Raw genomic sequence first — 23,599 nt, 5'->3', positions numbered from 1 at the left:
ATTGGCCGGGCCGGTGTCGTCCGAGGCGTAGATGCCGATGGTGCCGAAGTCGATCGTGGTCGAGGCGTTGCCGGTATAGTAGGCGCAGTCCGTCGACACAGCGCCCTTCAGGGTGAAGGTCGCGCCGTCGTTGTTCGAAGCCGTGCCGTTGTTCGCGGCCGAGCTGCCCGAGATCGTGATCAGCGAGGTGTTGCTGTTCAGGCCAGGGTTCAGCAGGTCGGCCACCAGAACGGCAGCCGTATTGTTGGTGGTGTTCTGGACAGTCACCGGGCCGATGAACGGGATGTTGACCGTCGTGTTGGTGGTCACCGATCCCTGATAGACCGTGCCAGCCATCGCGGGGGCGGCCATCATGGCGAGCGCGGCGGCGCCGGCCATCAGTGAAGCGAACTTCTTCATTTCAGTCTCTCCAAGCGAATGATTTCGCGAAAAATAGTCGATCGAGGCGGCAGTCCCTCCCCGTCCGATCTCGTCCAGTTAATCTCCCATTAACAACCGGTCAACAGTAAAAAACGCTGTTAGCTACGATTCAAGCATGTATTCGCCTAGCGCGCGAAATCTTCGTTTTGCTCATACAAAGCAAAAGTGCGTCTGCTTCTTCTTGAAACAAACGCGACATCTATTCAGCATGCACGATTAACTTGATTGACGACTTTCAGACGCGAGGCGTTACCGTCACGGTCAAGGTTTCAGTGTATTGACCAGCCAGAAGACCCGCCCCCGCAGGCTGACGCGTGCGGAATTCGATCTTGCCGCCGCCCGCGGCGATGCCGTCGCCGCTGCTCAGCATTCCCATATGGTCGACACTGCTGAAGCTGGCCTGTACCGTACGCGGCTCAGGCCGAAGCGTCGGAACGGTCAAGGTGACATCGTAGGGCAGCACGCCCGCGAACGGTCCTTCGCCCTGCGGCTTGGTGACGTGAGCCAGACCACCCCGCGCCGAGGTCACGCCCAGGTCAAATGGCACGTTGCAGTTCAGACCAAAGAGCGCGGTGGCGCGTTCGCCGCCCGTCAACTCGCCGAAATCGATATCTCCGCCGCCCTGGATTTCACACCGCGGCACGATCTGGCCGACAACGTTGACATTGAGCGTCTTGCCCACGTCGAGGTTGTCAGCGACAGGCTTTGCTAGGGTCGGCGATGCGACGGCGGATACGATCAGCGCAACGGCGCCGCTCAGCCGGCGGACCGACGCGCGCAAAGGCCTCGAAGAATTCTGCATTGCCCAACCCCGTTTCCGTCCCCAGGACGGCCCGTCACCCCTGACGGTTCGCCCCACCCCTTCCAAAAGCCATGCCACTCCGAATCGAGACGTTCGGCGACGGGCAGGCTTTGGTTAACAATCAGTTAACGGAGGCCGCTTTACGCCTAAGAGCGGCGGTATGCAATGTGTTTGCTGAACGGCGTTGTGCGTCAGGCCGCCGCAAGGGCGCGGCGTTCGCCGAACTTCGTCATCGTGTTCGGTGCAGGTCGGGCGACGACGTCAGGCAGGGTGTTTCGGCGACGATCAAGCGCGTCCCCAGCGTCCTATTGCGGGACAACCACCGCTAGCGCACTGTTTCACAATGGCACACAAAATAGAGTGGCTAAGCGCGTAGCACCGGTTCGTGGCCAATGCGGCAACGCTTTATGGATCGGGCGTGGAGCGGGTGAGGGGAATCGAACCCCTGACATTCAGCTTGGGAAGCTGACGTTCTACCTCTGAACTACACCCGCACAGAAAAAACGCCGGAGCGGCGTGCGCGCGCTCCGGCGTTGGTTGTTCTAGCCGCCGCAGCAGCCGCGCTCAAGGCAGAGGTTATTGCGCCGCCTCGACCGTTACGCCGCGCTTTTGCAGGATGGCCTGGACGCTGTCGTCGCCGGTCAGGTGGGCGGCGCCGACGGCGATGAAGGCGGTGCCGGAGCCTTCGAGCAGGGTCTGGATCTGGTTGGCCCAGTCGGTGTTCCGATCGACCAGAACGGCTTGATAGAGCGCCGGCGATGCCTCCTTCATTTCCGTGATCGTGACGCGGTCCAGCGTCGCGACGTCGCCACGGGCCCAGGCCTCGACCATCTCATCCAGCTTTTTGGCGGCGTTCTCGTAGTCCTTCAGCGTCTCGCGCAGGAAGACCAGTTGCACGTCGTCGGGCATGCCGGCCAGGATGCCGACCTGTTTGTCGATGGTCTCGAAGCCGTGGATCGGCTTGCCGGCCGCCTCGGCGCGCGCCTTCAACACCAGTTCGACGCCCGACTTGGGGTCGTAGCCGGCCTTGATCAGCGGCGCGACCGACAGGCTGAGCGCCGCCAGCCAGGGCTTCATCGGCTGAAGCTGGGCGGCGGAGGCGCCCATGGCCTTGGCGGCCGCATCCAGTTCGGCGTTTTCTTCCGACGTCAGGCGGCTGGACAGGGGCGTCTCGGGCGACAGACCGTGCTGCTGGATCAGCGGCATGATGGCGGCCTGGTCATCCGGATTGCTGATCTCGAACCAGATGTCCGAGGCGCTGTCGAAGGCGGCCTCGACGCGGGGGCTGGCCCATCCGGTCGTGGGGCGAAGCACATGGACCGAGCCGAACAGATACAGCGTCGAGTCCGCATCCTTGACCACCCACAGAGCGGGACCTTCGCCTTGGATCGGCGCGGGGGCGGCAGGCGCGGCGGTCTGGGCCAAGGCGTCGGCTGGGACGCCGGCGATGGCGACGAATAGCGCCAGGCCGCCGGCGACGCCCACGGCGCCGCGCGCCAGGCTGGAAACGGACGACAGAAGGCGATCGGTGAAGGTCATGAGAGGTCTCGTTGTTGTCGAAAATGAAGGAGAAGAAGGACGGATCAGGCCTGATCGTCCGAGAAGATGGATTCGATGGGCTGGCCGAAGACGCGGGCGATCTTGAAGGCCAGCGGCAGGGAGGGGTCGTAACGGCCGGTCTCCAGGGCGTTCACGGTCTGGCGCGACACGCCCAGATGTTCGGCCAGCTGCGCCTGGCTCCAGTCGCGCTCGGCGCGCAGGACCTTGAGACGATTGTTCATGGGTCAGCCCCGCATCCGCGCCAGCCACCACCACGCCCAGACGACGGTGTATCCGATCAGCATGGGAGCGATCATCAAGGCGGCGCCGGCGGACACGTAATCGATGGGCGAACCGCCCGAGCCGATCTCGCGCGCGATAATGTCGCGCCACGGCCCAGCCGAGGACAGGATCAGGGCGACGCCGCTGACGCACATGCCGGCCGTGCCGCCCCAATACCAGGCCGCCTTGTGCGCCTCCCGCGCGGCCTCGTCGATCACGCGCATCCATTCGGCGCCGATCCACAAGGCGCCGGCCATGATGGCGGCGGCGAAGACTGCGGTCACGATCAGTTCGCCCATCTCGGGCGCAATCCATCCCGAACTGGAGGCGTAGCCGACCGCGATGCCGCCGAGGAAGGCGAACAGCAGGCCGCCGCCGAACGTGATCACCGTCGCCTTGATTACCGGCCGCCACTTGCGCATCAGTCAACACCCCTTGTCCTTTTGACAAGCTACATTGACATCACGACCACAGCGCTGTCAAGCGCCCTTTCCACAGAAAGACGCCCTAGTCGACCTTGGCGGCGGCGATCAGTTCGGGACGGGCGATGGCTCGGGGCGCGGTTTCAACCGGCGTCAGATCCGTCAACGCCTTGCCCTCATGGTCGACCTGCAGATCTTCGAACCGGCGGGCGGAGACCATGACCTGGCTCTCGAGCGAGCCGACGAACTGATTGTACTTGCCGACCGCCGTATCCAGCGCGCGTCCGACGGCTGAAGCATGACCGCCCATGACCGACAGCCGCTTGTAGAGCTCGCGGCCAAGGGCGGCGACCTTGTCGGCGTTGGCGGCCTGTTCTTCCGCGCGCCAGCCATAGGCGACTGCCTTGCACAGGGCGAACAGGGTCGAGGGCGTGACGATGACGACCCGGGAGGCCATCGCCTGGGTCATCAGGTCCGGCTCATGGTCCAGCGCCGTGACTAGAAACGCATCGCCGGGCACGAACAGGACGACGAAATCGGGGCTGGGCTTGAACTGGTCCTGATAGGCCTTGGACGACAGTTGGCGAACGTGGGTTTTCAGGCTGGCGGCGGTGCGCAGGCCGACCGAGCGAGCGCGCGCCTCTTCGTCGCCCTCCCCGTCGTCGAAGGCCAGCGGGACCTTGGCGTCGATCACGAACATGCCGCCGCCGGGCAGGCGGACAATGAAGTCGGGCCGGTTCTGGCGGCCCTCGTCGTCGGCGCTGGACGTCTGCTCGGTGAAGTCGAACCGCCCCGCCATGCCGGCGGCCTCCAGCACATTGCGGCAGGTCTGCTCGCCCCAACGGCCGCGACGGCCCGTATTGCCGCGCAGGGCTTCGGTCAGCTTGCGCGCCTCGTCGCGCGTGGCGGACGAGGCCGTCATCAGCTGGGCCAGTTGCTCGCGCAGCCCCCCGGTCTCTTCGGACCGCGTCTTCTCCAACGCGGCGACATGCTCCTGGAACTTGGTCAGGGTGTCGGCGACAGGTTTCAGCTGGGCGGCCATCCGCTCGCGCGCCAGCTGGTCCTGAGCGCGGAAGGTCTCGGTCGCGCGACTGACCATCTGATCCGCCACGACCTGGGCCGACTGCGCCGCCTGGGCCTTGAGCAGTTCGCCCATGGTCACACGGCTTTCCTCGACCAGATCGATGCGCGCCTCGGCCGCCGCCAGCGCGCCGCTCGTCTTCTGCCAGCCCATATAGGCCCACAGAAAACCGCCCGCGAACGCGGCGGCCAGGACAGCAAGGATCGGCACAAGCATGTTCATGCTCCGTTCCTAACGGGAGTCGCCTTCAATGAGAAGCGGGGCCGTTCCGGCGCCGCTTGTCCGGAACGTCGCCGTTGCGATGACGTTGGTGTCTCAGCCATTTGCACGAAGGACCCGCCCATGACCCCGGAAAAGCCCCACCGCCACGACACCGCCGCCGATGCGGTGCACGACGGCCGGCCGGTCGACGCCGAACTGGTGCGCAGCGGCCGCAAGAACCCGCGCATCGCCGTCATCCTGGCGGTTTCGACCCTCGCGGCCGCAGTGCTGCTGCTGGGACTGTGGTTCGTGACCAACGGCGCTTTCAACGCCAAGAACGCTGAGACGGGTCCTGAGGCCGCCGCCGCCGAGACCCAGGCGTTCGCGGGCGACAGCCAGACGCCGCCCGCCGCCGACGCGCCAACGGATTCGACGGGCCGCGCCGTCGCCACACCGACGGGCGAAGCGCCGAACGTCAACGCCCCGACGGTGCCTTCGAACTAACTCGGTCAGGCCGGGCGGCGGGCGCGAAGGGCCTGGACGATGGTGCCGTCGTCCAGCCAATCCAGTTCGCCGCCGACCGGCACCCCGCGCGCCAGCGAGGTGATCTCCACATCCGGCCCGGCGATCCGCTCAGCGACATAGTGGGCGGTCGTCTGCCCATCGACCGTGGCCGGCAGGGCCAGAACGATCTCGCGCACGCCCCCGCCCCTGACGCGCCCGACCAGTTCGGTGATCCGCAGATGCTCGGGCCCGACACCGTCGAGCGCGGACAGCAGTCCGCCAAGCACATGGTATTTGCCGCGAAAGGCGCCGGATCGCTCCATCGCCCACAGGGCGCCGGCCTCTTCGACCACGCAGATCAGACCATTGTCTCGCGATCCGTCCGAACAGATGGCGCAGGGGTCGCGCGTATCCGGCGCGCCGCAAACCGAGCACGACACGACCTTTTCCGCCGTCTCGGCCAGCGACGCCGCCAGCGGCACCAGCAACTGCTCGCGCCGCTTCAATAGAGCCAGCGCCGCACGCCGCGCCGAGCGTGGGCCCAAACCCGGCAGTTTGGCGAGAAGGGAGATCAGCCGTTCGATCTCCGGCCCGGCGGAGGCGGCCATCAGAACAGTTTCGGCATTCCGGGAATGTTCATCCCGGCCATGGGGCCTGCGGCCTCGCGCATCAGGGCGTTGTTCTGCTCATCCAGCTTGCGCTTGGCGTCGGCATGGGCGGCGACGATCAGATCGGCCAGTATCTCGCCCTCGCCCGGCGTCAGCAGACTGTCGTCGATCTTGATGGCCGTAATCTCGCCAGGGCCCTTCAGGGACACCGAGACGAGGCCGCCGCCGGAAGAACCCTCAGCGGTCGTTTCAGCCATCTTGGCCTGGGCGTCCTGCAGCTTTTGCTGCATCGCCTGGGCCTGCTGCATCAGTTGGGTCAGATCTTTCATGCCCTCTAGATAGGGCGAACAAAGCCCGGGCGACAGAGGGGTTGTGCTCGGTGCGCTATATCGAAACCGAGCATTTCGGGATTGGCGCTTGCGGCTGTTGCGAAACACCCTAATTAGCACCTGTACTCGTTGCTATTTAAGTCAGGAACGCATTCCCATGGCCTATGACGCTACTCATCAACGCGACGTCCCGCTGTCGGACGCCGCCCTGTCGCAACTGTTCACCGAGGCGCGCACGCGCAACGGCTGGACCGACCGCCCCGTCGCGCCGGAACTGCTGCGCAAGCTGTATGACCTGACCAAGTTCGGGCCCACGGCGGTCAACGGATCGCCGGCCCGCTTCGTCTTCATCACCTCGCCCGAGGCCAAGGCCCGCCTCATCCCGCTGATGAGCGAAGGCAATCGCGACAAGACGCAGCAGGCCCCGGTGACGGTGATCGTCGGTCAGGACATGGACTTCCACGACCATCTCGACGCCCTGTTTCCCCACGCGCCGGGCGCCAAGGCCTGGTTCGCAGACGAGGCCGGCCGGCGAGAGACCGCCTTCCGCAACGCCTCGCTGCAGGGCGGCTATCTCACCATCGCCGCCCGCGCGCTGGGCCTGGATGTCGGGCCGATGTCCGGTTTCGACCCCGCCGGCGTGAAGGCCGAGTTCTTCCCCGACAGCAATGTCGAGCCGAACTATATCCTCAACCTCGGCTATGGCTCGGACGAGAACTTGTTTGCGCGCTCGCCGCGCCTGTCGTTCGACGAGGCCGCGCAGATCCTCTGAGCCGAGCGCTCAGCCCGAAACGAAGAAGGGCGGCCCGTCGGCCGCCCTTTTGTCGTTCATCGCCGGAACGATCAGGTGTTGGGCGGCGCAGACGCCGTCGCGGCAGGCGGGGCCGCCGGGGTCGCCTGAGACGCGGCGGGGGCGCCGGCGGCCGGGGTGGTCCCGGTCGCTTCGGTCGCGGCGGCGCCTTCGGTCACCGGGGCCTCGCCCGTCGCAGGCGCGCCGGCGGCCGGCGCGGCCGCGCCAGGTTGACGGGTGGGATCCGGTGCCGGGATGGCGAAGCCGCCCGAGCCCTGAGTGCGCAGCCAGGCGATCAGATTGATGCGCGTCTGGGTGTCGCGGATGCCGGCGAAGGACATCTTGGTGCCGGGCACATATTTGGCCGGGGCCGTGATGAAGCTGTTGATCTGGTCATAGCCCCAGGTCGGCGCCTCGGCCTTGTGCTTGGCCATGGCGTCGGAATAGGCGAAGCCCGGACGGTGCATGACCGGCCCGCCGACCACGCCCCACAGGTTCGGACCGATCTTGTCGGCGCCGCCCTGATGCGCGTCATGGCAGGCCTGGCAACGTGCGAAGGCGGCCTCGCCGGCGGCCAGATCGGCGGTCGGCAGCACCGTGCCCCAGTCGGGCGCCAGTTCGGCGGCTTCACCGCCGGCGGCCTCTTCCGGCGCATCGACGAAATAGCCCATCTTTTCGGGGGCTTCCGAATGATAGACGAGGCCCGAGGCCTGCTGGACGACCAGGATGACGAACGCCGTCCCCAGAGCCGCGCCGAAAATCTTGTTCCACTTAAGATCGCCGCTCATACGCCTGGTCGTTTCCCTCTGCCGGCCGGGCCCCTCGAAAACACGCCCCGGACATAATCTTGCTTTGGCGTCTCTGGCACGGTAGCGCCGCCTTCGCAACCGGCCCAACGCGCGACGGGCCAGACAGGCGTCAGGGAAGTCGATGAATCCGTTGATAATGATACCCGCTCGCATGGCGGCGACCCGCCTGCCGAACAAGCCCCTGGCCCTGATCGGCGATGCGCCGATGATCGTGCGCGCCTATCGCCAGGCGGAAGCCTCGGGCCTGCCGGTCGTGGTCGCCGCCGGCGATCCCGAGATCGTCGAGGCGGTCGAGGCGGCGGGCGGCCGGGCCATACTGACCGACCCGGCCCTGCCCTCGGGTTCGGACCGGATCCGCGCCGCCGTGGACGCCATCGACCCGGAGGGCGATTTCGACGCGGTCATCAACGTCCAGGGCGACATGCCCTTCGCCAGCCCCGGCCTGGCCGTCGCCTGCGCCGCCATCCTGCATGGAGAGCCGACTTGCGACATCGCCACCCTGGTCGCGACGGAAGCCGACCTGTCGGACCGGACCAACCCCGACGTGGTCAAGGCGGTGTTGGCGTTAGGCGAAAACGAGCGTCAGGGCCGCGCCCTCTATTTCACCCGCTCGACCCTGTATGGCGATGCGCCCATCTGGCGGCACATCGGCGTCTATGGCTATCGCCGCGAGGCCCTGAACCGCTTCTGCGCCGCCCCGCCGTCGCCGCTGGAGACGCGCGAAAAACTGGAACAGCTGCGCGCACTGGAAATGGGCATGCAGATCTGGGCCGCCGTCATCGACGAAGCCCCCCTGTCAGTCGACAATCCGGCCGATCTGGAAGCGGCGCGCGCGCTGGCGTGACGGCGAAGTTGCACTGCTAGAAAATGGTGCAATGGAGTGCAATTTCGACGGAGATAGCTGTTTCTATTGTAAAATTTAGTTGCACCAAATTGTACTGGTGCAACTTTTCTTCGCAAACTCGGCTGCGCGACGATGTCAAAGACCCGGCGGCGATTATAGGCCCGTTCAGACCGGTGTATGGAAAATGGTCGATGCGAGGCCGCAAGCCTTTGAAACGGCGTGGGTTCGCTTTCTAAAATAGGATGGAAGACGAACTTTTCCCTCCCCGCTTCGGGGAGGGTGACCGAGCGGAGCGAGGTCGGGTGGGGGCGGCCAGGCGACGCCTCACCGATCGGTCATGCATCAGGTTAAAATGCGGCCCTGCTGGGCCGCCCCCACCCGGTCGCTGCGCGACCACCCTCCCCGGAGCGGGGAGGGAGAAAACCTGACTAGCCCTCCTCGACCCAGGCCTGGATCAGGCTATGGGCGATGGCGAAGGGGGGCGGGGCCTGGATGGTCGGATGGTCGCCGGCCAGCACCGCCCGTGCCTCTGCCCGCGTCAGCCAGGCGACCGATTCCAGCTCGGTCTGGTCGGGCCGGGCCTGGTCGTCCGACACCTCGGCGATCAGGCCGATCATCAGTTGCGACGGGAAGGGCCAGGGCTGGCTGGAGTGATAGGCGGTGGCGATCACGGTCAGGCCGGCCTCTTCCTTGACCTCGCGGGCGCAGGCCTCCTCGATGGATTCGCCGGGCTCCAGGAACCCGGCCAGGGCCGACATCCGCCCCTCGGGCCAGGCCGCTTGCCGGCCCAGCAGGCAAATCGGCTCGGCGCCGCCCTTATAGACCGGCAGCATGATGGTGACCGGATCGACGCGTGGGAAATGCTCGGTCCCACAGGCCGGGCAACGGCGTTTCCATCCGCCCGAGGCCGTTTCGCTCAGCGTACCGCAGTTGGCGCAGAAACCGTGTTTGCGCCGCCAGTCGAACAGGCTCTTGGCCCCGCCCGCCATGGCCGCGTCCGCCGCCGGCAGGATCGCCGCCGCCGAGCGCAACTCATGAAAGGCGCCGACGCCGGCCAGCGGCCCGTCGGTCGGATCGATGGAGCCTTCGAACTCGATGGCGAAGACGGGCGCCGCGTCCCACAGGCCCAGAAAGACATCGCGATCCGGCACGATGTCGCGCGCATGTTTCAGCGACAGCCAGGCCAGGCGCGGGCCTTCGGTCGTCTCCTCGATCAGGGGACGCCCCTCCCACAGGACCATGGCCTGGGCCTCGGGATCAGCCTCCTGCCGGGCCAGCCATTCGGGATCGTTGCGCAGGTCGCCGGCGCGATCGAGCGGATTGCCGGCGAAGGTGTTCTGATGGGCCATGCGGGTTTTGTAGCTCTTGATTCCGACGGCCGCACCCGTCATATCTCCGCTCGGAGATCGCGGGCGAAGGTTTCGCCAACTTGGTCAGGGCCGGAAGGCAGCAGCCACAACGAATTCCCCTTCGGGTCGCGGTCTCTACTTCTCTCTTTTTGGTGCGCTAACGCTCGCGACGCGGTCGCTCGCTGTTGGAGCGCGTTTGTGCGCTAACGCTCGCCGCGCGACGGTTTGCTGCGTGAGCGCGTCTGGTTCGCCTCCCTTCTCCCCTCGGGGGAGAAGGCGGCTCGCGGAGCGAGACGGATGAGGGGGTTGCCGGATACGGGCCCGCTCTCGGCGTCAGCGAGGCGGACAGAACACCCTCATCCGAGCCCTCGGGCCCATCTTCTCCCCTCGGGGGAGAAGGGAGATGGGAATCGCTTCTACCCGCCCCTCACCCGCTGTAAGACTTCCATCCATGACGGACAGCGACACGAATCTCGACGGCCCGCCCTGGGAAGAGGACGACGTCGTCCAGCGCGACGAGAACACCGACGACATGTTCGGCGCGCCCGCTGCGGCGCCTGAGCCGGTCGCGGCACCCGTTGCGCCTGTCGTGGCTAAGCCTGTCACCGCCCATGCCGATGTCGAAGCCCATGTGGACGACGGGGCGGCCTATCAGGTGCTGGCGCGTAAATACCGGCCGCGCACGTTCGAGGACCTGATCGGGCAGGAGGCGATGGTGCGCACCCTGACCAACGCCTTCGCCACCGGCCGCATCGCCCACGCCTTCATGCTGACCGGGGTGCGGGGCGTCGGCAAGACGACCACCGCCCGCCTGCTGGCCCGCGCCCTGAACAACGAGACCGACGTCATCGACCGGCCGTCCCTGACCCTGACCGCCCACGGCCGGCACGACGCCGCCATCATGGCCGGCCAGCACATGGACGTGATGGAGATGGATGCGGCGTCGCACACCGGCGTCAACGACATCCGCGACATCCTGGAAAGCGTCCGCTATGCGCCGGTCGAGGCGCGCTACAAGGTCTATGTGCTGGACGAGGTCCACATGCTGTCGACGCAGGCGTTCAACGCCCTGCTGAAGACGCTGGAAGAGCCGCCGCCCCACGCCAAATTCATCTTCGCCACCACCGAGATCCGCAAGGTGCCGGTGACGATCCTGAGCCGCTGCCAGCGGTTCGACCTGCGTCGGGTCGAGCCGGAAATCCTGGTCGAGCATCTGGGCCGGATCGCCGACCGTGAAGGCATGAAGATCGAGACCGACGCCCTGGCGCTGATTTCGCGCGCGGCCGAGGGGTCGGTGCGCGACGGCCTGTCCCTGCTGGATCAGGCCCTGGTCCAGGCAGAGCGGGGCGAGACGGTCAAGACCGAGACCGTGCGCGACATGCTGGGCCTGGCCGACCGGACCCAGACCATCGCCCTGTTCGAGAGCATCATGGCCGGTCGCACGCCGGAGGCGCTGGAAAGCTTCCGCACCCTTTACGGCTTCGGCGCCGATCCGGTGCAGGTGACGAACGACCTGCTTGAGCATTGCCATGCGGCATCCGTCGCCAAGATGCTGGGGCCGAACGCGACCCGCCTGCCTAACGACCAGGCCCAGAAGCTAGCGGCTCTGGGCGCGGCCATCCCGGCGGCCACCCTGTCGCGAACCTGGCAGATGCTGCTGAAGGCGCTGGACGAGGTGCGGCGCGCGCCCAATCCGGCCGATGCGGTCGAGATGGCCATCGTGCGCCTGGCCTACGCCGCCGACCTCCCCGGACCGGAGGAGGCGCTGAAACGGTTGCAGTCGAGCGAACCGCTGGGCGGCGGCTCGGCCCCGCGTGGCGGCGGTGGTGGAGGTGGCGGAACCTCGGCGCAGCTGGCGGCGCGGCCGGTGATGGCCCCCGCCCTGCCCGATCCACAAACCTTCGAACAGGTCGTCGCCCTGATCGGCGAGAAGCGCGAGGTCGGGCTTCAGATGGATGTGGAGCGGTATGTGAAGCCGGTCTCGTTCAAGCCTGGCGCCATCGTCTATGAAAGCGTCCAGGGCGCGCCCATCGAACTGGCCCGCAAGCTGTCGGCCCGTCTACGCGAATGGACCGGTCGCACCTGGCTGATCGCCGCCAACGGCCAGGGCGGGGCCGAGACGGTCATCGAGATCCAGAAAAAGGCCCGCGCCGCCGAACGCGCCGAGGTCGAGGCCAACCCCTTCGTCCAGGCGGTGCTCCAGGCCTTCCCCGGCGCCAAGCTGGGCGAGATCAAGACCATCGCCCCGACCGTGGTCACCCCTGAAATCCCCGACGTGGTCGAGGACGACGACGAGGATTGAGGGTTCGGCCTATCGCGGCGCGCGCTTGGCCAGGATGCGTTGCAGGGTGCGGCGGTGCATGCCCAGGCGGCGGGCGGTTTCCGAGACGTTGTGGTCGCACAGTTCATAGACGCGCTGGATGTGCTCCCAGCGGACGCGGTCGGCGCTCATCGGGTTTTCGGGTGGTTCGGGCGAATCGCCGGTGGCGAGCAGGGCCTTGACCACATCATCCGCGTCGGCGGGCTTGGACAGATAGTCGACGGCGCCGGCCTTGACCGCGGCGACCGCCGTGGCGATGGCGCCGTAGCCGGTCACCATGACGATGCGGGCGTCCTCGCGCTTCTCACGCACCGCCTCGACGATCTTCAGGCCGTTGCCGTCCTCAAGCCGCATGTCCAGCACGGCGAAGGCCGGAGCCTTGTCGCGCAGCAACTGCATCGCCTCGGCGACGGATTCAGCGGTCGTCACCTGAAAACCGCGCGCTTCCAGCGCCCGCCCCATGCGGGTGCGCAGGGCCTGATCGTCATCCAGCAGCAGCAGGGACTTGTCGGGCAGGGCGGCGATGCGGGCTTCGAGTTCTGACATGCGTTTCTCTCCTGCCGTTCCAAGTCGGGACGGGTAGCGCGCGGGTCAAGGCCAAGGTTCCGCCTGCGACGCTTCGACCCAATCGCCTCATGCCGCGACCTCCAGCGCCGGCCGCGCCCAGCGCACCGCCACGCGCGCGCCACGTGCCGAACCCTTGGCCTCCGATTGCGGCAGCCCCTGGCCCACGCTGACCGACCCGCCGGTCCGCTCCAGCAGGGTGCGGGCGATGAAGAAGCCCAGGCCCATGCCGCCCTGGCTGGGGGCGATGGGCGGCTCGACAGTTGCGCGAGGCTTGGAGGGTCTGGCGGCGGCGGCGATCTGGGCGGCCAGGGCCTGGCGCGCCTTGCCCTGCGGCCGACTGGTCACATAGGGCTCGCCCAGCCGCGGCAGGATGTCCCCCGCAAAGCCCGCGCCATCGTCCAGAATCTCGATCTCGATCCAGCCGGCGTCCACCACCGCCTGGACCCGCACCGTCGTCTTGGCGAAATCGGCGGCGTTCTCGACCAGGGTGGACAGGCCGTGGATCACCTCGGGCATCCGGCGCACGCGCGGCGCGGGCTGACCGGGCGGCGTCTTGACCAGCACATCAAAGGCCAGGTCGAAGCCCCGGTGGGGCTCCACCACCTCTTCCAGCAGGGCCTTCAGCGAGACGTCGGCATACAGGGCGTCGTCGCCCTCGGGCTGTTGCGACAGCTGTGTCAGGATGCCCCGGCACCGTTCGGCCTGTTGCAGGATCAGGGCCGCATCCTCGGCCGCGTCGCTGTCGGGGGCCGAGGCGCGCTGAAGCTCTTTCGCCACCACCTGAATGGTCGCCAGCGGCGTGCCAAGCTCATGCGCCGCCGCCGCCGCCAGTCCGCCCAGCGCCGCCAGCCTTTGTTCGCGTTGCAGCACGTCCTGGGTGGTCGCCAGAGCCAGTTCCAGCTTCTCCGCATCGGCCGCCACCCGCCAGGCGTAGCCGGCGGTGAAGACCACGCCGGTCACCAGGGCCATGGCCATGCCGAGGCGATACAGCGTCGGCAGGTGGAAGTTCTCGTGCGGTCGCCACGGCAGAGGCTCGGACCAGAAGAACAGCACCCCGACCGCGATCAGCGCCAGCACGCCCAGCATTAGAGCCTGACGCGCCGGCAGGGCCGCCGCCGCGATGGTGACGGGCGCGACCAGCAGCAGGCAGAACGGGTTCTCCAGCCCGCCGGTCAGACCCAGCAGCACGCCTAGCTGAAAGATGTCGAAGCCCAGATGGATCGCCGTCGTGCGCCCGTCCGGCAGGCTGGCCTCCAGCCGGCGCACCCGCGCCATGGCCCCCACATTCACCGCCGCGCTGATGGCGATCACGATCAGGCAGGGCCAGAGCGGCAAGGGGAAATGCAGCCCCTGATGCGCCGTCAGGATCGCCGCGCTCTGGCCGATGATGGTCAGCCAGCGCAGAACGATCAGGGTCCGCAGTGAAAACCCCCGGCCGCGACGCGGCGCATCGCTCCAGCCGTTCAACGGCTCCGAAGAGGATACGCCGTGCGGCGCCATGCGGGCTTCTGTCGAGGTCACACGCCTTCTATAGACCGATCACATCCGTTTCGTGAGAGGCCGTCATGCCGCGTCGTTCCATCCTGCTGTTCGCGGGCGCCTGCATCGCCATCGCCGTGGCGCTCGCCATCATCACGGTCGTGGTGGTCAGCGGTCGTGCGCCCACGTCGGACGGGGCCGAGGTGACGTCGACCGGCCAGCCCCTGGTCGGCGGCGACTTCAAACTGGTCAATCAGGATGGGCGGCCCGTCGATCAGACGATGCTGAACGGCAAATGGAGCCTGGTCTTCTTCGGCTTCACGTATTGCCCCGAGTTCTGCCCGACCACCTTGGCCGAGCTGGGCGCGGTGCAGCAGCGGCTCGGCGACAAGGCCAAGGATCTGCAGATCGTCTTCGTCAGCGTCGATCCCGAACGCGACACGCCCCAGGCGCTAAAGGACTATCTGTCGTCCGACGGCTTTCCCAAGGAGACCATCGGCCTGACGGGCACGCCCGAACAGGTGGCGACCGCCGCCAAGGCCTACCGCGCCTTCTATCAAAAGGTCGGCGAGGGCGAGGGCTATACGATGAACCACTCCCTGACCGTCTATCTGATGGGCCCTGACGGCAAGTTCCGCACCGCCGTCGCCTATGGAATGGGTCCGGACAAGACGACCAGGATCATCGAACAGGCGATGGCGCGGGGTTAGCAGCGACCCCATAATCCTTTTGCAGGGTGATGCATTATATGTTGCCCTGCACAAACGGCGCTCGGCCGTATCGGATCGTCATGCTCTACGCCTTTCATGAACTCGCCTACCAGTCGGCCCTGCCGTTCCGGGTCGGCGCGCAACTGGCCCGCAGCTTCTGGACCTCGCCTTTCAACCCGGCGGCCGACACCGCCATCGGCCGCACGGCCTACGCCTCGGCAGAACTGTTCGAGAGCGTGACGCGGCGCTACGGCAAGCCGGCCTGGAAGCTGGAAACCATCGACATCGGCGGCAAGCCGGTGCGCACCACCGAACAGGTGATCTGGCAGAGCCCGTGGTGCCGCCTGGTCCGCTTCGCCCGCAACATCGGCGACCTGAAGCGCGCCAAGAAGCCCGCCTCCGGCCCGGCCGTCCTGATCGTGGCCCCGCTTTCGGGCCACTACGCCACCCTGCTGCGCGGTACGGTCGAAGCCTTCCTTCAGGACCACGACGTCTATGTCACCGACTGGGTCAACGCCCGCCAGGTGCCGATGCTGGAGGGGCGGTTCGATTTCTTCGACTACATCGACCACGTCCGGCTGATGCTGGCCGCGATCGGCGGCCGCGCCCACGTCGTCGGCGTGTGCCAGCCCGGCCCGCCGGTGTTGGCCGCCGGCGCGGTGATGGCCGAGGACGAGGACGAAAACCGTCCCCTGTCGATGACCTTCATGGGGTCGCCCATCGACGCACGCCTGTCGCCGACCGTCACCAACCAGCTGGCCGAGGAAAAGCCCTTCACCTGGTTCAAGTCGAACATGATCCACACCGTGCCCCTGCCCTACGCGGGGTTTGGCCGGCGCGTCTATCCGGGCTTCGTCCAGCTCTACAGCTTCATGTCGATGAACGAGGATCGCCACCGCGACGCTCACTGGAACTATTTCACCAGCCTGATCGCCGGTGACGGCGACGAGGTCGAAAAGCACGAGGAATTCTACGACGAATATCTGTCGGTGCTGGACCTGACCGAAGAGTTCTACCTCCAGACCATCGACATCGTCTTCCAGCAGCATCTGCTGGCGCGGGGCCTCTTGGAACATCGCGGGCGCAAGGTCGATCTGAGCAAGATCACCGACATCGGCCTGATGACCGTCGAGGGCGAGAAGGACGACATCTCCGGCGTCGGCCAGACCCAGGCCGCGCATGGCCTGTGCCCCAACATTCCCGAAGATCGCCGCGTCCTCTACGTCCAGCCGGGCGTGGGCCATTACGGCGTGTTCAACGGTCGTCGCTTCCGTGACGAGATCTATCCCCGCGTGCGCGATTTCATCGCCCAGAACGAGGCCGCCGGTGGCGTACCGCAACGGTCAGCGGCTGCCGCTTGACGAAAGCGGGGCCGGCGCCGGTCCCGTTCTAAGACTTTCGGTCAATCCGCGCGCGCGACGCCTGTCCGTGCGGATCGACGCGCGCGCCGGTGAGGCCGTGGTCATCGCCCCGACCGAGCGCGGCCTGAGCCAGGCCGTCGCCTTCGCCCGATCCAAGGCCGTCTGGATCAGCGAACGCCTGGCCGTCCGCCCCAAGAGCCGCCCGCTGGAACCGGGCCAGGTAATCTCCCTGCGCGGCAGGCCTGTGCGGCTTGAGGCCGTGCCCGGCGCGGGCGCCGCACGCCTGGTCGAGGACGGAACGATCATCCGCTCGGGCGGCGAAGGCGAGGCCTACGCGCGACGGGTCGAAAACCTGTTGAAGCGCGAGGCGCGCGATACGCTTCTGGAACGCACCGACCACCACCTGCGCGCTCTTGGCCAGGGCCCGGTCAAGATGGGGATCGCCGACACCCGGTCGCGCTGGGGCTCGTGCAGCCCGCACAACCGCACCATCCGCTACTCCTGGCGCGTCATCATGGCCCCGCCCCCGGTCATCGACTACCTCGCCGCCCACGAGGTCGCCCATCTGGTCCACGCCGACCACAGCCCGGCCTATTGGTCCGTCGTCGAACGCCTGGTCGGGGATCACAAGCCCTGGCGCAAATGGCTGAAAGATTACGGCGCCGCGCTTCACGCCGTCGGGCGGTAGATGACCACAGTCTCCTCCCCATGAAATGGGGAGGGGGACCGCGCGCAGCGTGGTGGAGGGGCTCTTGAAGTCCCACCGGCGCCTGTGATGCGTTGAGAGCCCCTCCGTCACGGCGCAAGGGCGCCGCAGCACCTCCCCATCGCTGCGCGACAGGGAGGAGACTGTCGTCTTCAGAAGAACAGGGCGTCACCCTTTCGCTCCTGCGCCGGGCGGCCCTCCGGCTGCTGCGGGTTCGGCGCATCGCGATAGCCGCCCTTGGGCGACGCGGGACTGGACGGCTGCGGCGACGGCGGCTGCGTCGGCGCCTCGTCGTCCGGGACATAGGGCTCGCCCGCCAGGGGGTCGACGGGTTCGATGGGCAGGCCGTTCTGATCCAGCCCGCTCATCAGATCGCCGACCGGGTCGGGCGCCATCCACCCCTCCGGCATGGGCGGACCGTTGGGGATGGCGGGGGCGTCCAGGCGCGGCAGGGCCGCCTCCATGAAGCCCTTCCAGATGGCGGCCGGCGACGAGCCGCCGGTCACGCCGCGCATGGCGCTGTTGTCGTCCTTGCCCACCCAGACGGCGGTGACGAAGCCGCCGGTATAGCCGACGAACCAGGCGTCCTTGTAATCCGAGGTCGTGCCGGTCTTGCCCGCCAGGTCGCGGCCCGAGATCGCCGCCGACCGCCCAGAGCCGCTGGTCACCACGCCGCGCAGCATCTGGTTCATGTAATAGAGCGACGGATTGTTGATCGCCTGGCCGCTCTGGCCCGACTGGCGCTGATAGATGACGCGGCCCTGGGGCGTGCGGATGCGGCTGATGCCATAGGCGTCGACGCGGCGGCCGCCATTGGCGAAGGCGTCATAGGCGGTGGCCATCTCGATCGGCGAGACCTCCACGGCGCCCAGCGCCATCGCCGGCTCCAGACCGATGCGGCTTTCGATGCCCAGACGCCGCGCGGCGCGCGCCACGCTGTCGCGCCCGACCTGATCGGCGACATAGGCCGCCACCGTATTGGTCGACTGGGCCACGGCCTGGGCCAGGGTCATGTTGCCGCTGAAGGTCCCCGAATAGTTGCGGGGCGACCAGTTGCCGATGGTGATCGGCTGATCGACCACCGGGGTCTGGGGCGTATAGCCGGCCTCGACCGCCGCCAGATAGACGAAGGGCTTGAAGGCCGAACCCGCCTGGCGCTTGGCGTCGACGGCGCGGTTGAACTGGCTGTCGGCATAGGAGGATCCGCCGATCATGGCGCGCACCCGGCCGTCGCCGTCCAGCGCGACCAGGGCCGCCTGCTGCACGCCCTTGCCGGCGTCACGGTCCAGGATGCGGCGCACCGACCGCTCGGCCGCCGTCTGCAGCGTCAAGTCTAGGGTCGTCTCGACCACCATGTCCTCGGTCGGTTCGCCGACCAGGCTGCGGATCGACTTGTCCAGCCAGTCGATGAAATATTGGGCGTGCTGGGTCGCAAGCGTCCGCGAGACGATGACCGGCTGGGTCACGGCCTGTTCGCGCTGGGCGGCGGTGATGACGCCGGCCTCTTCCATCTCGTTCAGCACGACGGTGGCGCGGGCGGCGGCGCGTTCGCTCTCGGACACCGGCGAATAGCGCGAGGGCGCCTTCAGCAGGCCGGCTAGCAGCGCGGCCTCGCCGACCGTCAGGTTCTTGGCCGACTTGTCGAAATAGCGTTGCGACGCCGCCTCGATCCCATAGGCCCCGGCGCCGAAATAGACCCGGTTCAGATACAGGGCCAGGATCTCCTTCTTGGAGAATTTCATCTCCAGCCAGACGGCCAGCATCAGCTCCTGCACCTTGCGGCGCATGTTCTGGTCGGGCGTCAGGAACAGGTTCTTGGCCAGCTGCTGCGTCAGGGTCGAGCCACCCTGCACCACCCGCCCGGCGCGGACGTTGGTCGCCATCGCCCGCATCATGCCGATGGGGTCAAAACCGGGGTGGTGATAGAAACGCCGGTCCTCGATCGCGATGAAAGCGGCCGGCACATAGTCCGGCAGGGCGTCCAGATCGGCGGGCGGCGCCATCTGGGTGCCCCGCGTCGCGATCAACGCCCCATTGCGATCCAGATAGGTGATCGAGGGCTGGCGATCGACCTGATACAGGCTGGAGGTGTCCGGCAGGCCGCGCGCGAAGACGGCGAAGAAGACGACCAGGAAGATCAGCCCCCAAACGGCAAGCACGGCGCTCCAGTAGAACAACCGTCCCAGGGCCGACCGGCGGGGCTTGCCCTGCGCCTGTGGTCCGCCCGCATTCACCGGTCCCGCCATGTCCGTCCTTCAGATGCCGCCTTGGGCGAGTTCTCGTTCATCGGCTGTGTATCGCGTATGAACGCCCGCCGAAACGGTCCCGCCGACTTCACGGGATCGTGAGCGGCTATTTCGCCGAAAGAAAGGCGCGCCCGGCCAGCCAGACGTGGGTGTCCGCCCCGTCGTATTCGACGGTCATGCCCACGTCGGCCTTGTCCTGATAAAGGCCGACGATCCGTTTCGCGGACGGGTGGGTCACGGCGTTTATTTCGCCAGGAAGGCGTCCAAGTCGGCGTAGAAGGCCTGCGGCTGGTCGAACATGATGAAGTGGGCGCTGTCGTCGATCCGCTTCAGCTGGGCGTCCTTCAGATTGGCGAACGACATCCGATAGATGCTGTCGGTGATCTGGGGCGTCATGCGCGGATCGTTGAACTTGACGTACAGCACCTCGGTCGGGGCGGTGATCTTGGACAGTTCGGGACGCAGGTCCGTCGTGATCAGCTCGCGGAAGGCGGCGGCCGAGACCTTCTGATCGCTTTCGCGCATGTCTTCCAACGCCTCGGCGCGGCGGCTTTCGGTGTTGATCATGCCGTTGATGCTGGTGGTCGCCTGGGCGACATAGGCCTCGCGCGGGCTGTTGGCCTGGGCGGCCCAGATCTGGTCCGCGACCGGGGTCACGCTTTCGGCCGAGGAGCCCGGCGCGGCGAACATCGCGCCCATGAAGGGGATCATGTCCACGACCATCAGCTTGCCGACCGCATCGGGATGGCGCGCGGCCAGCATCATGCCGATGGTGCCGCCCATCGAATGACCCACGACGACCGGCTTCGTCAGGCCCTTCTCACGGATGTAGCGGGCGATCTCTTCCGCGACCGGCGCGGCGACGGGCGACGGCGTCGCGCCCTGCGCATTGCCCTCGGCCGGCGCGCCGGCGAAGCCCTGGACGTGGATGCGATGCACGCGCCAGCCGGCGCCAAGATGATCCACCGTCCCCTGCCAGATCTCCGGCGACGAGCTGAGGCCGGGGATCAGGATGATGTCGCGCCCGCCGGCGTCCCCGTCGACGCGGACGTGGATGCGGTCGGACTGGAAGTCGGCGTGCTGATGGCCGGGGGCATGGCCGCTTTCGGCATGGGCGCCGTGCCCGTCCTGCGCGAAGGCCGCTGGGGCAACAGCGATCAAGACGGCGGCCGCTGCGGCGCCGACGGTGCGGTTCAGAATGGATGCGATGGTCATGATCAAACTCCCCTTTGATGCCCGCTTATGCTGCACTAACTTTGATATGTAAAGTTCTCTGTCAGGTGACATGAGACAGGCGGCGCGCGGCTCTGTTAGACAGTCGGCATGAAGCCCGCCGACGCCGCTCCCGTCCAGTCCCCCCAGCTCGAACCCGCCCCTTCAAAAGCCGGCGCGCAGCCGTTCGGCAAGGGGTTCGTCACCGACGCCTGGTATTTCGTCGCCCTGGGCCGCGACGTCGCCCCGGCCAGCCTGAAACGCTACGAGATCATGGGCGAGCCGGTGCTGATCGGCCGCACCCGCGCGGGCCAGGTCTATGCGATGCGCGACATCTGTCCCCACCGCGCCGCGCCCCTGTCGGCCGGCAAGCTGGTCGAAAAGCCCGGCGAGGGCGAGACGGTCGAATGCCCCTATCACGGCTGGCGCTTCCGGCCCGACGGCGTCTGCGCCGCCATTCCTTCGCTAGTCGAGGATCAGGCGTTCGAGGCGAACCGCATTCGCGTGCGGTCCTATCCGGTGCGCGAGAGCCAAGGGATCGTTTTCGTCTGGATGGCGTCGGACGCCCGCAATCCGATGGAGCCGGACCATGAGCCGCCGCTCTTCCCCGGCGTGGTCGGCGGCGAGGCCAAGCTGGTCGAGGCGATGGATTTCGACAGCCATATCGACCACGCCGTCGTCGGCCTGATGGATCCCGCCCACGGCCCGTACGTCCACCAGCAGTGGTGGTGGCGGTCCGAACATTCGATGCACGAAAAGTCCAAGGCCTTCGCCCCGACCGCGTTCGGCTGGGCCATGGTGCGCCATGCGCCCTCGTCGAACAGCCGCCTTTATAAGATCCTGGGCGGCGCGCCCGCGACCGAGATCACCTTCCGCTTGCCGGGCTTCCGCTGGGAGCACATTCAGGTGGGCGAAAAACAGGTCTTGGCCCTGACCTGCCTGACGCCGATCACCGATACCAAAACGCGGATCACCCAGATCTTCTGGTCCGACCACTGGGTGTTCGGCCTGGCCAAGCCCTTCTTGCGGATGGGGGTCGTCGCCTTCTTGAAACAAGACGGCGGCATGGTGAACCTGCAGAACGAAGGCCTGCGCTACGATCCCGCCCTGATCTGGATCGACGACGCCGACAAACAGGCCAAATGGTATCAGCAGCTGAAGCGCGAATGGGCGAAAAGCCGGGCCGAGACGCGGCCGTTCGTGAACCCGATCCAGCCGGTCACGCTGAGGTGGAAGAGCTGAACGTCTGGCTCAGCCGGTAGGCCTAAGGTCACCCCATCGCCGTGCCGACGCCCGATCCGCCGCCCGGCACCTTGGCCACGTCCAGCAGTTTCAGGCGGAAGATCAGCACCGAGTTGGCGGGGATCTTCGGATTGCCCTGCTCGCCATAGCCCAGCTCGGGCGGGACATAGAGCAGCCATTCGTCGCCGACGCGCATCTTCTGCAACGCCTCGGTCCAGCCCTTGACCACTTCCTCGGGCGTGAACACCGCCGGCGCGCCGCGTGCGAAAGAGCTGTCGAACACGCTGTTGTCGACCAGCTTGCCCTCGTAGTCGACCTTGACCAGGTCGTTGCGGTCCGGGCTGACGCCGCCGGCCGGTCCCGCCTGAACCACCTTGTATTGCAAGCCGCTCGGCAGGGTCTGAACGCCCTCCTCCTTGGCGTTCTTGGCCATGAAGGCGGCCGCCTCGGCCTTGCCTGCGTTCGGATCGACCGGCTCGGCCTGGCCGCAGCCCGCCAGCAAGAAGGCCGCGACGATCGCCGCCTTACCCCATCCGAAGTTCATAGCCGCGTTCCTTCAAGGCCTCGCCGATCTCGTCGGCGTGGGCGCTATCGCGCGTTTCGACCATGATGTCGAACTCGGCGCCCTTGGCCGGCACGTCCAGCGCCAGCCGGTTGTGAACCACGTCGATGATGTTGCCGCCCAGGCCGCCGATCACCGCCGCCATGGCCGACAACATGCCCGGCCGGTCGTCGCCCAGGATGCGATAGACGATCAGTCTCCGTTCACGGACCATCTCGCGGTTCAAGACGACCGCCAGCATCCGCGCATCGATGTTGCCGCCGCACAGCTCCAGCCCGACCTTCATCCCCTTGAACCGGTCGGGGTAGGCCAGCAGCGCCGCCAGACCGCCCGCGCCGGCGCCTTCGGACACCGTCTTCTCATAGGTGACATAGGTGGCGACGGCCCGTTCGAAGTCGGCTTCCTCGCAGACGAAGACCTCGTCCACCAGCGGGTCGGCCAGGGCGAAGGGAATGTCGCCCACCGCCTTGATGGCGATGCCCTCGGCGATGGTCTGGCCGGTGCAGACCGGCGGCTTGCCCGCCCGTCTGGCGGTGAAGGACGGATAACGGGCGGCCTCGACGCCAAAGATCTTGATGTCCGGCTTCATCGCCTTGGCCGCGATGGCGCAGCCCGCAATCAGCCCGCCGCCGCCGATGGGGATGATCAGGGCCTCGACCTCGGGCGCATCCTCCAGAAGCTCGATCGCGCAGACGCCCTGGCCCGCCACGATGCCTTCATCGTCGAAGGCCGAGACGAAGACATAGCCCTTTTCGGCCTCCAGCCGCTTGGCCGCCTCGGTCGAGCCGGTGAAGTCCAGCCCCTCGATCACCACAGTCGCGCCGTGCGAGCGGGTGCCGTTGATCTTGGCGAAGGGCGTGCCCTCGGGCATCACGATGGTCACCGGCACGCCTAGCCGTCCGCCGTGATAGGCCAGGGCCTGGGCGTGGTTGCCGGCGCTGGCTGCCACCACGCCGCGCTTCATCTCCTCGGGGCTCAGCATCAGCAGCCGGTTCAGGGCCCCGCGCTCCTTGAAGCTTCCGGTGAATTGCAGATTGTCGAACTTCACCCAGACCTCGGCCCCCGTCAGCTGCGACAGCTTCCTGGAATAGCGGGTCGGGGTGCGGTCGACCGCGCCGGCGATCCGGGTGCGCGCGGCTTGGATATCGGCGAAGGTGACGGTCATACGGGGCGTTTCCGAGCTGTCGCGCCTCGACGACTGGGCGCGTTGTCGG

25 protein-coding genes, 1 tRNA gene and 1 other RNA gene are annotated in these 23,599 nt (G+C 67.2%); 9 read left to right on the top strand and 18 right to left on the bottom strand.

Translation table 11 applies throughout. The annotated features are described in order from the left end of the window. The 7 genes from ASF31_RS09775 to ASF31_RS09745 form a co-directional block, all read right to left on the bottom strand. Positions 1 to 399: hypothetical protein (locus tag ASF31_RS09775; protein WP_156355996.1), on the bottom strand; the 399-nt coding region annotated here is incomplete at its 3' end. 256 nt (positions 400 to 655) lie between these two features. Beyond that, positions 656 to 1,222, bottom strand: coding sequence for a hypothetical protein (locus ASF31_RS09770; protein ID WP_156355994.1), 567 nt, complete (start codon positions 1,220 to 1,222; stop codon positions 656 to 658). A 419-nt stretch (positions 1,223 to 1,641) separates the two neighbouring features. Then, a tRNA-Gly gene (locus ASF31_RS09765) sits at positions 1,642 to 1,716 on the bottom strand. 82 nt (positions 1,717 to 1,798) lie between these two features. After that, positions 1,799 to 2,761, bottom strand: coding sequence for a TraB/GumN family protein (locus ASF31_RS09760; RefSeq protein WP_082465104.1), 963 nt, complete (start codon positions 2,759 to 2,761; stop codon positions 1,799 to 1,801). A gap of 44 nt (positions 2,762 to 2,805) precedes the next feature. Then, entirely contained in the window at positions 2,806 to 3,003 is a 198-nt protein-coding gene (locus tag ASF31_RS09755; RefSeq protein WP_055754453.1) for a helix-turn-helix transcriptional regulator, read from the bottom strand. Positions 3,004 to 3,006: 3 nt separating this feature from the next. Next, entirely contained in the window at positions 3,007 to 3,465 is a 459-nt protein-coding gene (locus ASF31_RS09750; protein ID WP_055754452.1) for a hypothetical protein, read from the bottom strand. An 85-nt stretch (positions 3,466 to 3,550) separates the two neighbouring features. Then, positions 3,551 to 4,768, bottom strand: a complete 1,218-nt coding sequence (locus ASF31_RS09745) for a DNA recombination protein RmuC (RefSeq protein ID WP_055754451.1) — start codon at positions 4,766 to 4,768, stop codon at positions 3,551 to 3,553. 120 nt (positions 4,769 to 4,888) lie between these two features. Here ASF31_RS09745 and ASF31_RS09740 point away from each other — a divergent pair, with 120 nt between their 5' ends. Further along, entirely contained in the window at positions 4,889 to 5,251 is a 363-nt protein-coding gene (locus tag ASF31_RS09740; protein WP_055754450.1) for a hypothetical protein, read from the top strand. A 5-nt stretch (positions 5,252 to 5,256) separates the two neighbouring features. Here ASF31_RS09740 and recR read toward each other — a convergent pair whose 3' ends face one another. Both recR and ASF31_RS09730 read right to left on the bottom strand, forming a co-directional pair. Next, on the bottom strand, positions 5,257 to 5,859 hold the full coding sequence (gene recR / locus ASF31_RS09735; protein WP_055754449.1) for a recombination mediator RecR: 603 nt from the start codon (positions 5,857 to 5,859) through the stop codon (positions 5,257 to 5,259). Continuing rightward, a complete protein-coding gene (locus tag ASF31_RS09730; protein WP_055754448.1) occupies positions 5,859 to 6,188 on the bottom strand; it encodes a YbaB/EbfC family nucleoid-associated protein in 330 nt (109 codons plus the stop codon). Before ASF31_RS09730 ends, recR begins: the two co-directional genes overlap by 1 nt. Positions 6,189 to 6,345: 157 nt before the next feature. Between ASF31_RS09730 and ASF31_RS09725 the strand changes: the two genes are divergently transcribed. Beyond that, a complete protein-coding gene (locus ASF31_RS09725; protein WP_055754447.1) occupies positions 6,346 to 6,960 on the top strand; it encodes a malonic semialdehyde reductase in 615 nt (204 codons plus the stop codon). 71 nt (positions 6,961 to 7,031) lie between these two features. On the opposite strand, the gene ASF31_RS09720 is transcribed toward ASF31_RS09725, so the two are convergent. Then, the gene (locus ASF31_RS09720; protein WP_039244051.1) at positions 7,032 to 7,766 is read right to left on the bottom strand and encodes a cytochrome c family protein; all 735 of its coding nucleotides are present in this window, start codon (positions 7,764 to 7,766) and stop codon (positions 7,032 to 7,034) included. A gap of 142 nt (positions 7,767 to 7,908) precedes the next feature. Between ASF31_RS09720 and ASF31_RS09715 the strand changes: the two genes are divergently transcribed. Next, entirely contained in the window at positions 7,909 to 8,631 is a 723-nt protein-coding gene (locus tag ASF31_RS09715; RefSeq protein ID WP_082465103.1) for a 3-deoxy-manno-octulosonate cytidylyltransferase, read from the top strand. Between the two features lie 428 nt (positions 8,632 to 9,059). Here ASF31_RS09715 and nudC read toward each other — a convergent pair whose 3' ends face one another. Then, positions 9,060 to 9,980: an NAD(+) diphosphatase gene (gene nudC, locus ASF31_RS09710; RefSeq protein WP_055754480.1), complete on the bottom strand. Its 921-nt coding sequence runs from the start codon at positions 9,978 to 9,980 to the stop codon at positions 9,060 to 9,062. A gap of 49 nt (positions 9,981 to 10,029) precedes the next feature. Here nudC and ffs point away from each other — a divergent pair. Together ffs and ASF31_RS09705 are read left to right on the top strand one after the other, a co-directional pair. Beyond that, an RNA gene (gene ffs, locus ASF31_RS14310) (signal recognition particle sRNA small type) lies at positions 10,030 to 10,123 on the top strand. A gap of 308 nt (positions 10,124 to 10,431) precedes the next feature. After that, positions 10,432 to 12,282 (top strand): DNA polymerase III subunit gamma/tau, encoded by a 1,851-nt coding sequence (locus ASF31_RS09705; RefSeq protein ID WP_055754445.1) that lies wholly within the window; start codon positions 10,432 to 10,434, stop codon positions 12,280 to 12,282. Positions 12,283 to 12,291: 9 nt separating this feature from the next. Here ASF31_RS09705 and ASF31_RS09700 read toward each other — a convergent pair whose 3' ends face one another. Further along, positions 12,292 to 12,846: an ActR/PrrA/RegA family redox response regulator transcription factor gene (locus ASF31_RS09700; protein WP_055754444.1), complete on the bottom strand. Its 555-nt coding sequence runs from the start codon at positions 12,844 to 12,846 to the stop codon at positions 12,292 to 12,294. A gap of 87 nt (positions 12,847 to 12,933) precedes the next feature. Continuing rightward, a complete protein-coding gene (locus ASF31_RS09695) occupies positions 12,934 to 14,388 on the bottom strand; it encodes an ActS/PrrB/RegB family redox-sensitive histidine kinase (protein WP_235551302.1) in 1,455 nt (484 codons plus the stop codon). 44 nt (positions 14,389 to 14,432) lie between these two features. On the opposite strand from ASF31_RS09695, the gene ASF31_RS09690 reads away from it, so the two are divergent. The 3 genes from ASF31_RS09690 to ASF31_RS09680 all read left to right on the top strand — a co-directional run bounded on the left by ASF31_RS09690 (position 14,433) and on the right by ASF31_RS09680 (position 17,105). Beyond that, complete coding sequence (locus tag ASF31_RS09690; protein ID WP_055754442.1) at positions 14,433 to 15,056, top strand: SCO family protein; 624 nt, start codon at positions 14,433 to 14,435, stop codon at positions 15,054 to 15,056. Between the two features lie 80 nt (positions 15,057 to 15,136). After that, entirely contained in the window at positions 15,137 to 16,417 is a 1,281-nt protein-coding gene (locus ASF31_RS09685; RefSeq protein WP_055754479.1) for a polyhydroxyalkanoate depolymerase, read from the top strand. Beyond that, positions 16,383 to 17,105, top strand: a complete 723-nt coding sequence (locus ASF31_RS09680; protein ID WP_055754441.1) for a M48 family metallopeptidase — start codon at positions 16,383 to 16,385, stop codon at positions 17,103 to 17,105. Before ASF31_RS09685 ends, ASF31_RS09680 begins: the two co-directional genes overlap by 35 nt. Before the next feature lie 170 nt (positions 17,106 to 17,275). Here ASF31_RS09680 and ASF31_RS09675 read toward each other — a convergent pair whose 3' ends face one another. From ASF31_RS09675 to ASF31_RS09670, 3 genes are all read right to left on the bottom strand, one after another. Next, on the bottom strand, positions 17,276 to 19,369 hold the full coding sequence (locus ASF31_RS09675) for a transglycosylase domain-containing protein (protein WP_055754440.1): 2,094 nt from the start codon (positions 19,367 to 19,369) through the stop codon (positions 17,276 to 17,278). Positions 19,370 to 19,475: 106 nt separating this feature from the next. Then, positions 19,476 to 19,607 (bottom strand): hypothetical protein, encoded by a 132-nt coding sequence (locus ASF31_RS14855; RefSeq protein ID WP_255353563.1) that lies wholly within the window; start codon positions 19,605 to 19,607, stop codon positions 19,476 to 19,478. 5 nt (positions 19,608 to 19,612) lie between these two features. Continuing rightward, positions 19,613 to 20,584 carry an alpha/beta fold hydrolase gene (locus ASF31_RS09670; protein WP_055754478.1) on the bottom strand — a complete coding sequence of 324 codons (972 nt, stop codon included), beginning with the start codon at positions 20,582 to 20,584 and terminating at the stop codon, positions 19,613 to 19,615. 108 nt (positions 20,585 to 20,692) lie between these two features. On the opposite strand from ASF31_RS09670, the gene ASF31_RS09665 reads away from it, so the two are divergent. Continuing rightward, positions 20,693 to 21,823, top strand: a complete 1,131-nt coding sequence (locus ASF31_RS09665) for an aromatic ring-hydroxylating dioxygenase subunit alpha (RefSeq protein WP_055754439.1) — start codon at positions 20,693 to 20,695, stop codon at positions 21,821 to 21,823. 28 nt (positions 21,824 to 21,851) lie between these two features. On the opposite strand, the gene ASF31_RS09660 is transcribed toward ASF31_RS09665, so the two are convergent. Both ASF31_RS09660 and ASF31_RS09655 read right to left on the bottom strand, forming a co-directional pair. Further along, positions 21,852 to 22,367 (bottom strand): FKBP-type peptidyl-prolyl cis-trans isomerase, encoded by a 516-nt coding sequence (locus tag ASF31_RS09660; RefSeq protein ID WP_055754438.1) that lies wholly within the window; start codon positions 22,365 to 22,367, stop codon positions 21,852 to 21,854. After that, a complete protein-coding gene (locus ASF31_RS09655; RefSeq protein WP_055754437.1) occupies positions 22,348 to 23,550 on the bottom strand; it encodes a threonine ammonia-lyase in 1,203 nt (400 codons plus the stop codon). The genes ASF31_RS09660 and ASF31_RS09655 overlap by 20 nt, the downstream gene beginning before the upstream one ends. Positions 23,551 to 23,599 lie beyond the last annotated feature (49 nt).

Source organism: Brevundimonas sp. Leaf280 (assembly GCF_001422455.1).
In the GTDB taxonomy this organism is placed as follows: domain Bacteria; phylum Pseudomonadota; class Alphaproteobacteria; order Caulobacterales; family Caulobacteraceae; genus Brevundimonas.
This window is presented reverse-complemented; position numbering and strand designations above follow the sequence as displayed.

Excerpts from the sequence above, each read along its gene's own strand:
- ASF31_RS09770 (WP_156355994.1), bottom strand. The coding sequence starts at position 1,222 with ATGCAGAATTCTTCGAGGCCTTTGCGCGCGTCGGTCCGCCGGCTGAGC.
- ASF31_RS09750 (WP_055754452.1), bottom strand. The coding sequence starts at position 3,465 with ATGCGCAAGTGGCGGCCGGTAATCAAGGCGACGGTGATCACGTTCGGC.
- ASF31_RS09715 (WP_082465103.1), top strand. The coding sequence starts at position 7,909 with ATGAATCCGTTGATAATGATACCCGCTCGCATGGCGGCGACCCGCCTG.
- recR (WP_055754449.1), bottom strand. The coding sequence starts at position 5,859 with ATGGCCGCCTCCGCCGGGCCGGAGATCGAACGGCTGATCTCCCTTCTC.
- ASF31_RS09660 (WP_055754438.1), bottom strand. The coding sequence starts at position 22,367 with ATGAACTTCGGATGGGGTAAGGCGGCGATCGTCGCGGCCTTCTTGCTG.
- ASF31_RS09760 (WP_082465104.1), bottom strand. The coding sequence starts at position 2,761 with ATGACCTTCACCGATCGCCTTCTGTCGTCCGTTTCCAGCCTGGCGCGC.
- ASF31_RS09705 (WP_055754445.1), top strand. The coding sequence starts at position 10,432 with ATGACGGACAGCGACACGAATCTCGACGGCCCGCCCTGGGAAGAGGAC.
- ASF31_RS09725 (WP_055754447.1), top strand. The coding sequence starts at position 6,346 with ATGGCCTATGACGCTACTCATCAACGCGACGTCCCGCTGTCGGACGCC.
- ASF31_RS09690 (WP_055754442.1), top strand. The coding sequence starts at position 14,433 with ATGCCGCGTCGTTCCATCCTGCTGTTCGCGGGCGCCTGCATCGCCATC.
- ASF31_RS09675 (WP_055754440.1), bottom strand. The coding sequence starts at position 19,369 with ATGGCGGGACCGGTGAATGCGGGCGGACCACAGGCGCAGGGCAAGCCC.
- ASF31_RS09740 (WP_055754450.1), top strand. The coding sequence starts at position 4,889 with ATGACCCCGGAAAAGCCCCACCGCCACGACACCGCCGCCGATGCGGTG.
- ASF31_RS09720 (WP_039244051.1), bottom strand. The coding sequence starts at position 7,766 with ATGAGCGGCGATCTTAAGTGGAACAAGATTTTCGGCGCGGCTCTGGGG.
- ASF31_RS09700 (WP_055754444.1), bottom strand. The coding sequence starts at position 12,846 with ATGTCAGAACTCGAAGCCCGCATCGCCGCCCTGCCCGACAAGTCCCTG.
- ASF31_RS09655 (WP_055754437.1), bottom strand. The coding sequence starts at position 23,550 with ATGACCGTCACCTTCGCCGATATCCAAGCCGCGCGCACCCGGATCGCC.
- ASF31_RS09730 (WP_055754448.1), bottom strand. The coding sequence starts at position 6,188 with ATGAAAGATCTGACCCAACTGATGCAGCAGGCCCAGGCGATGCAGCAA.
- ASF31_RS09670 (WP_055754478.1), bottom strand. The coding sequence starts at position 20,584 with ATGACCATCGCATCCATTCTGAACCGCACCGTCGGCGCCGCAGCGGCC.
- ASF31_RS09685 (WP_055754479.1), top strand. The coding sequence starts at position 15,137 with ATGCTCTACGCCTTTCATGAACTCGCCTACCAGTCGGCCCTGCCGTTC.
- ASF31_RS09665 (WP_055754439.1), top strand. The coding sequence starts at position 20,693 with ATGAAGCCCGCCGACGCCGCTCCCGTCCAGTCCCCCCAGCTCGAACCC.
- ASF31_RS09755 (WP_055754453.1), bottom strand. The coding sequence starts at position 3,003 with ATGAACAATCGTCTCAAGGTCCTGCGCGCCGAGCGCGACTGGAGCCAG.
- ASF31_RS09745 (WP_055754451.1), bottom strand. The coding sequence starts at position 4,768 with ATGAACATGCTTGTGCCGATCCTTGCTGTCCTGGCCGCCGCGTTCGCG.
- nudC (WP_055754480.1), bottom strand. The coding sequence starts at position 9,980 with ATGGCCCATCAGAACACCTTCGCCGGCAATCCGCTCGATCGCGCCGGC.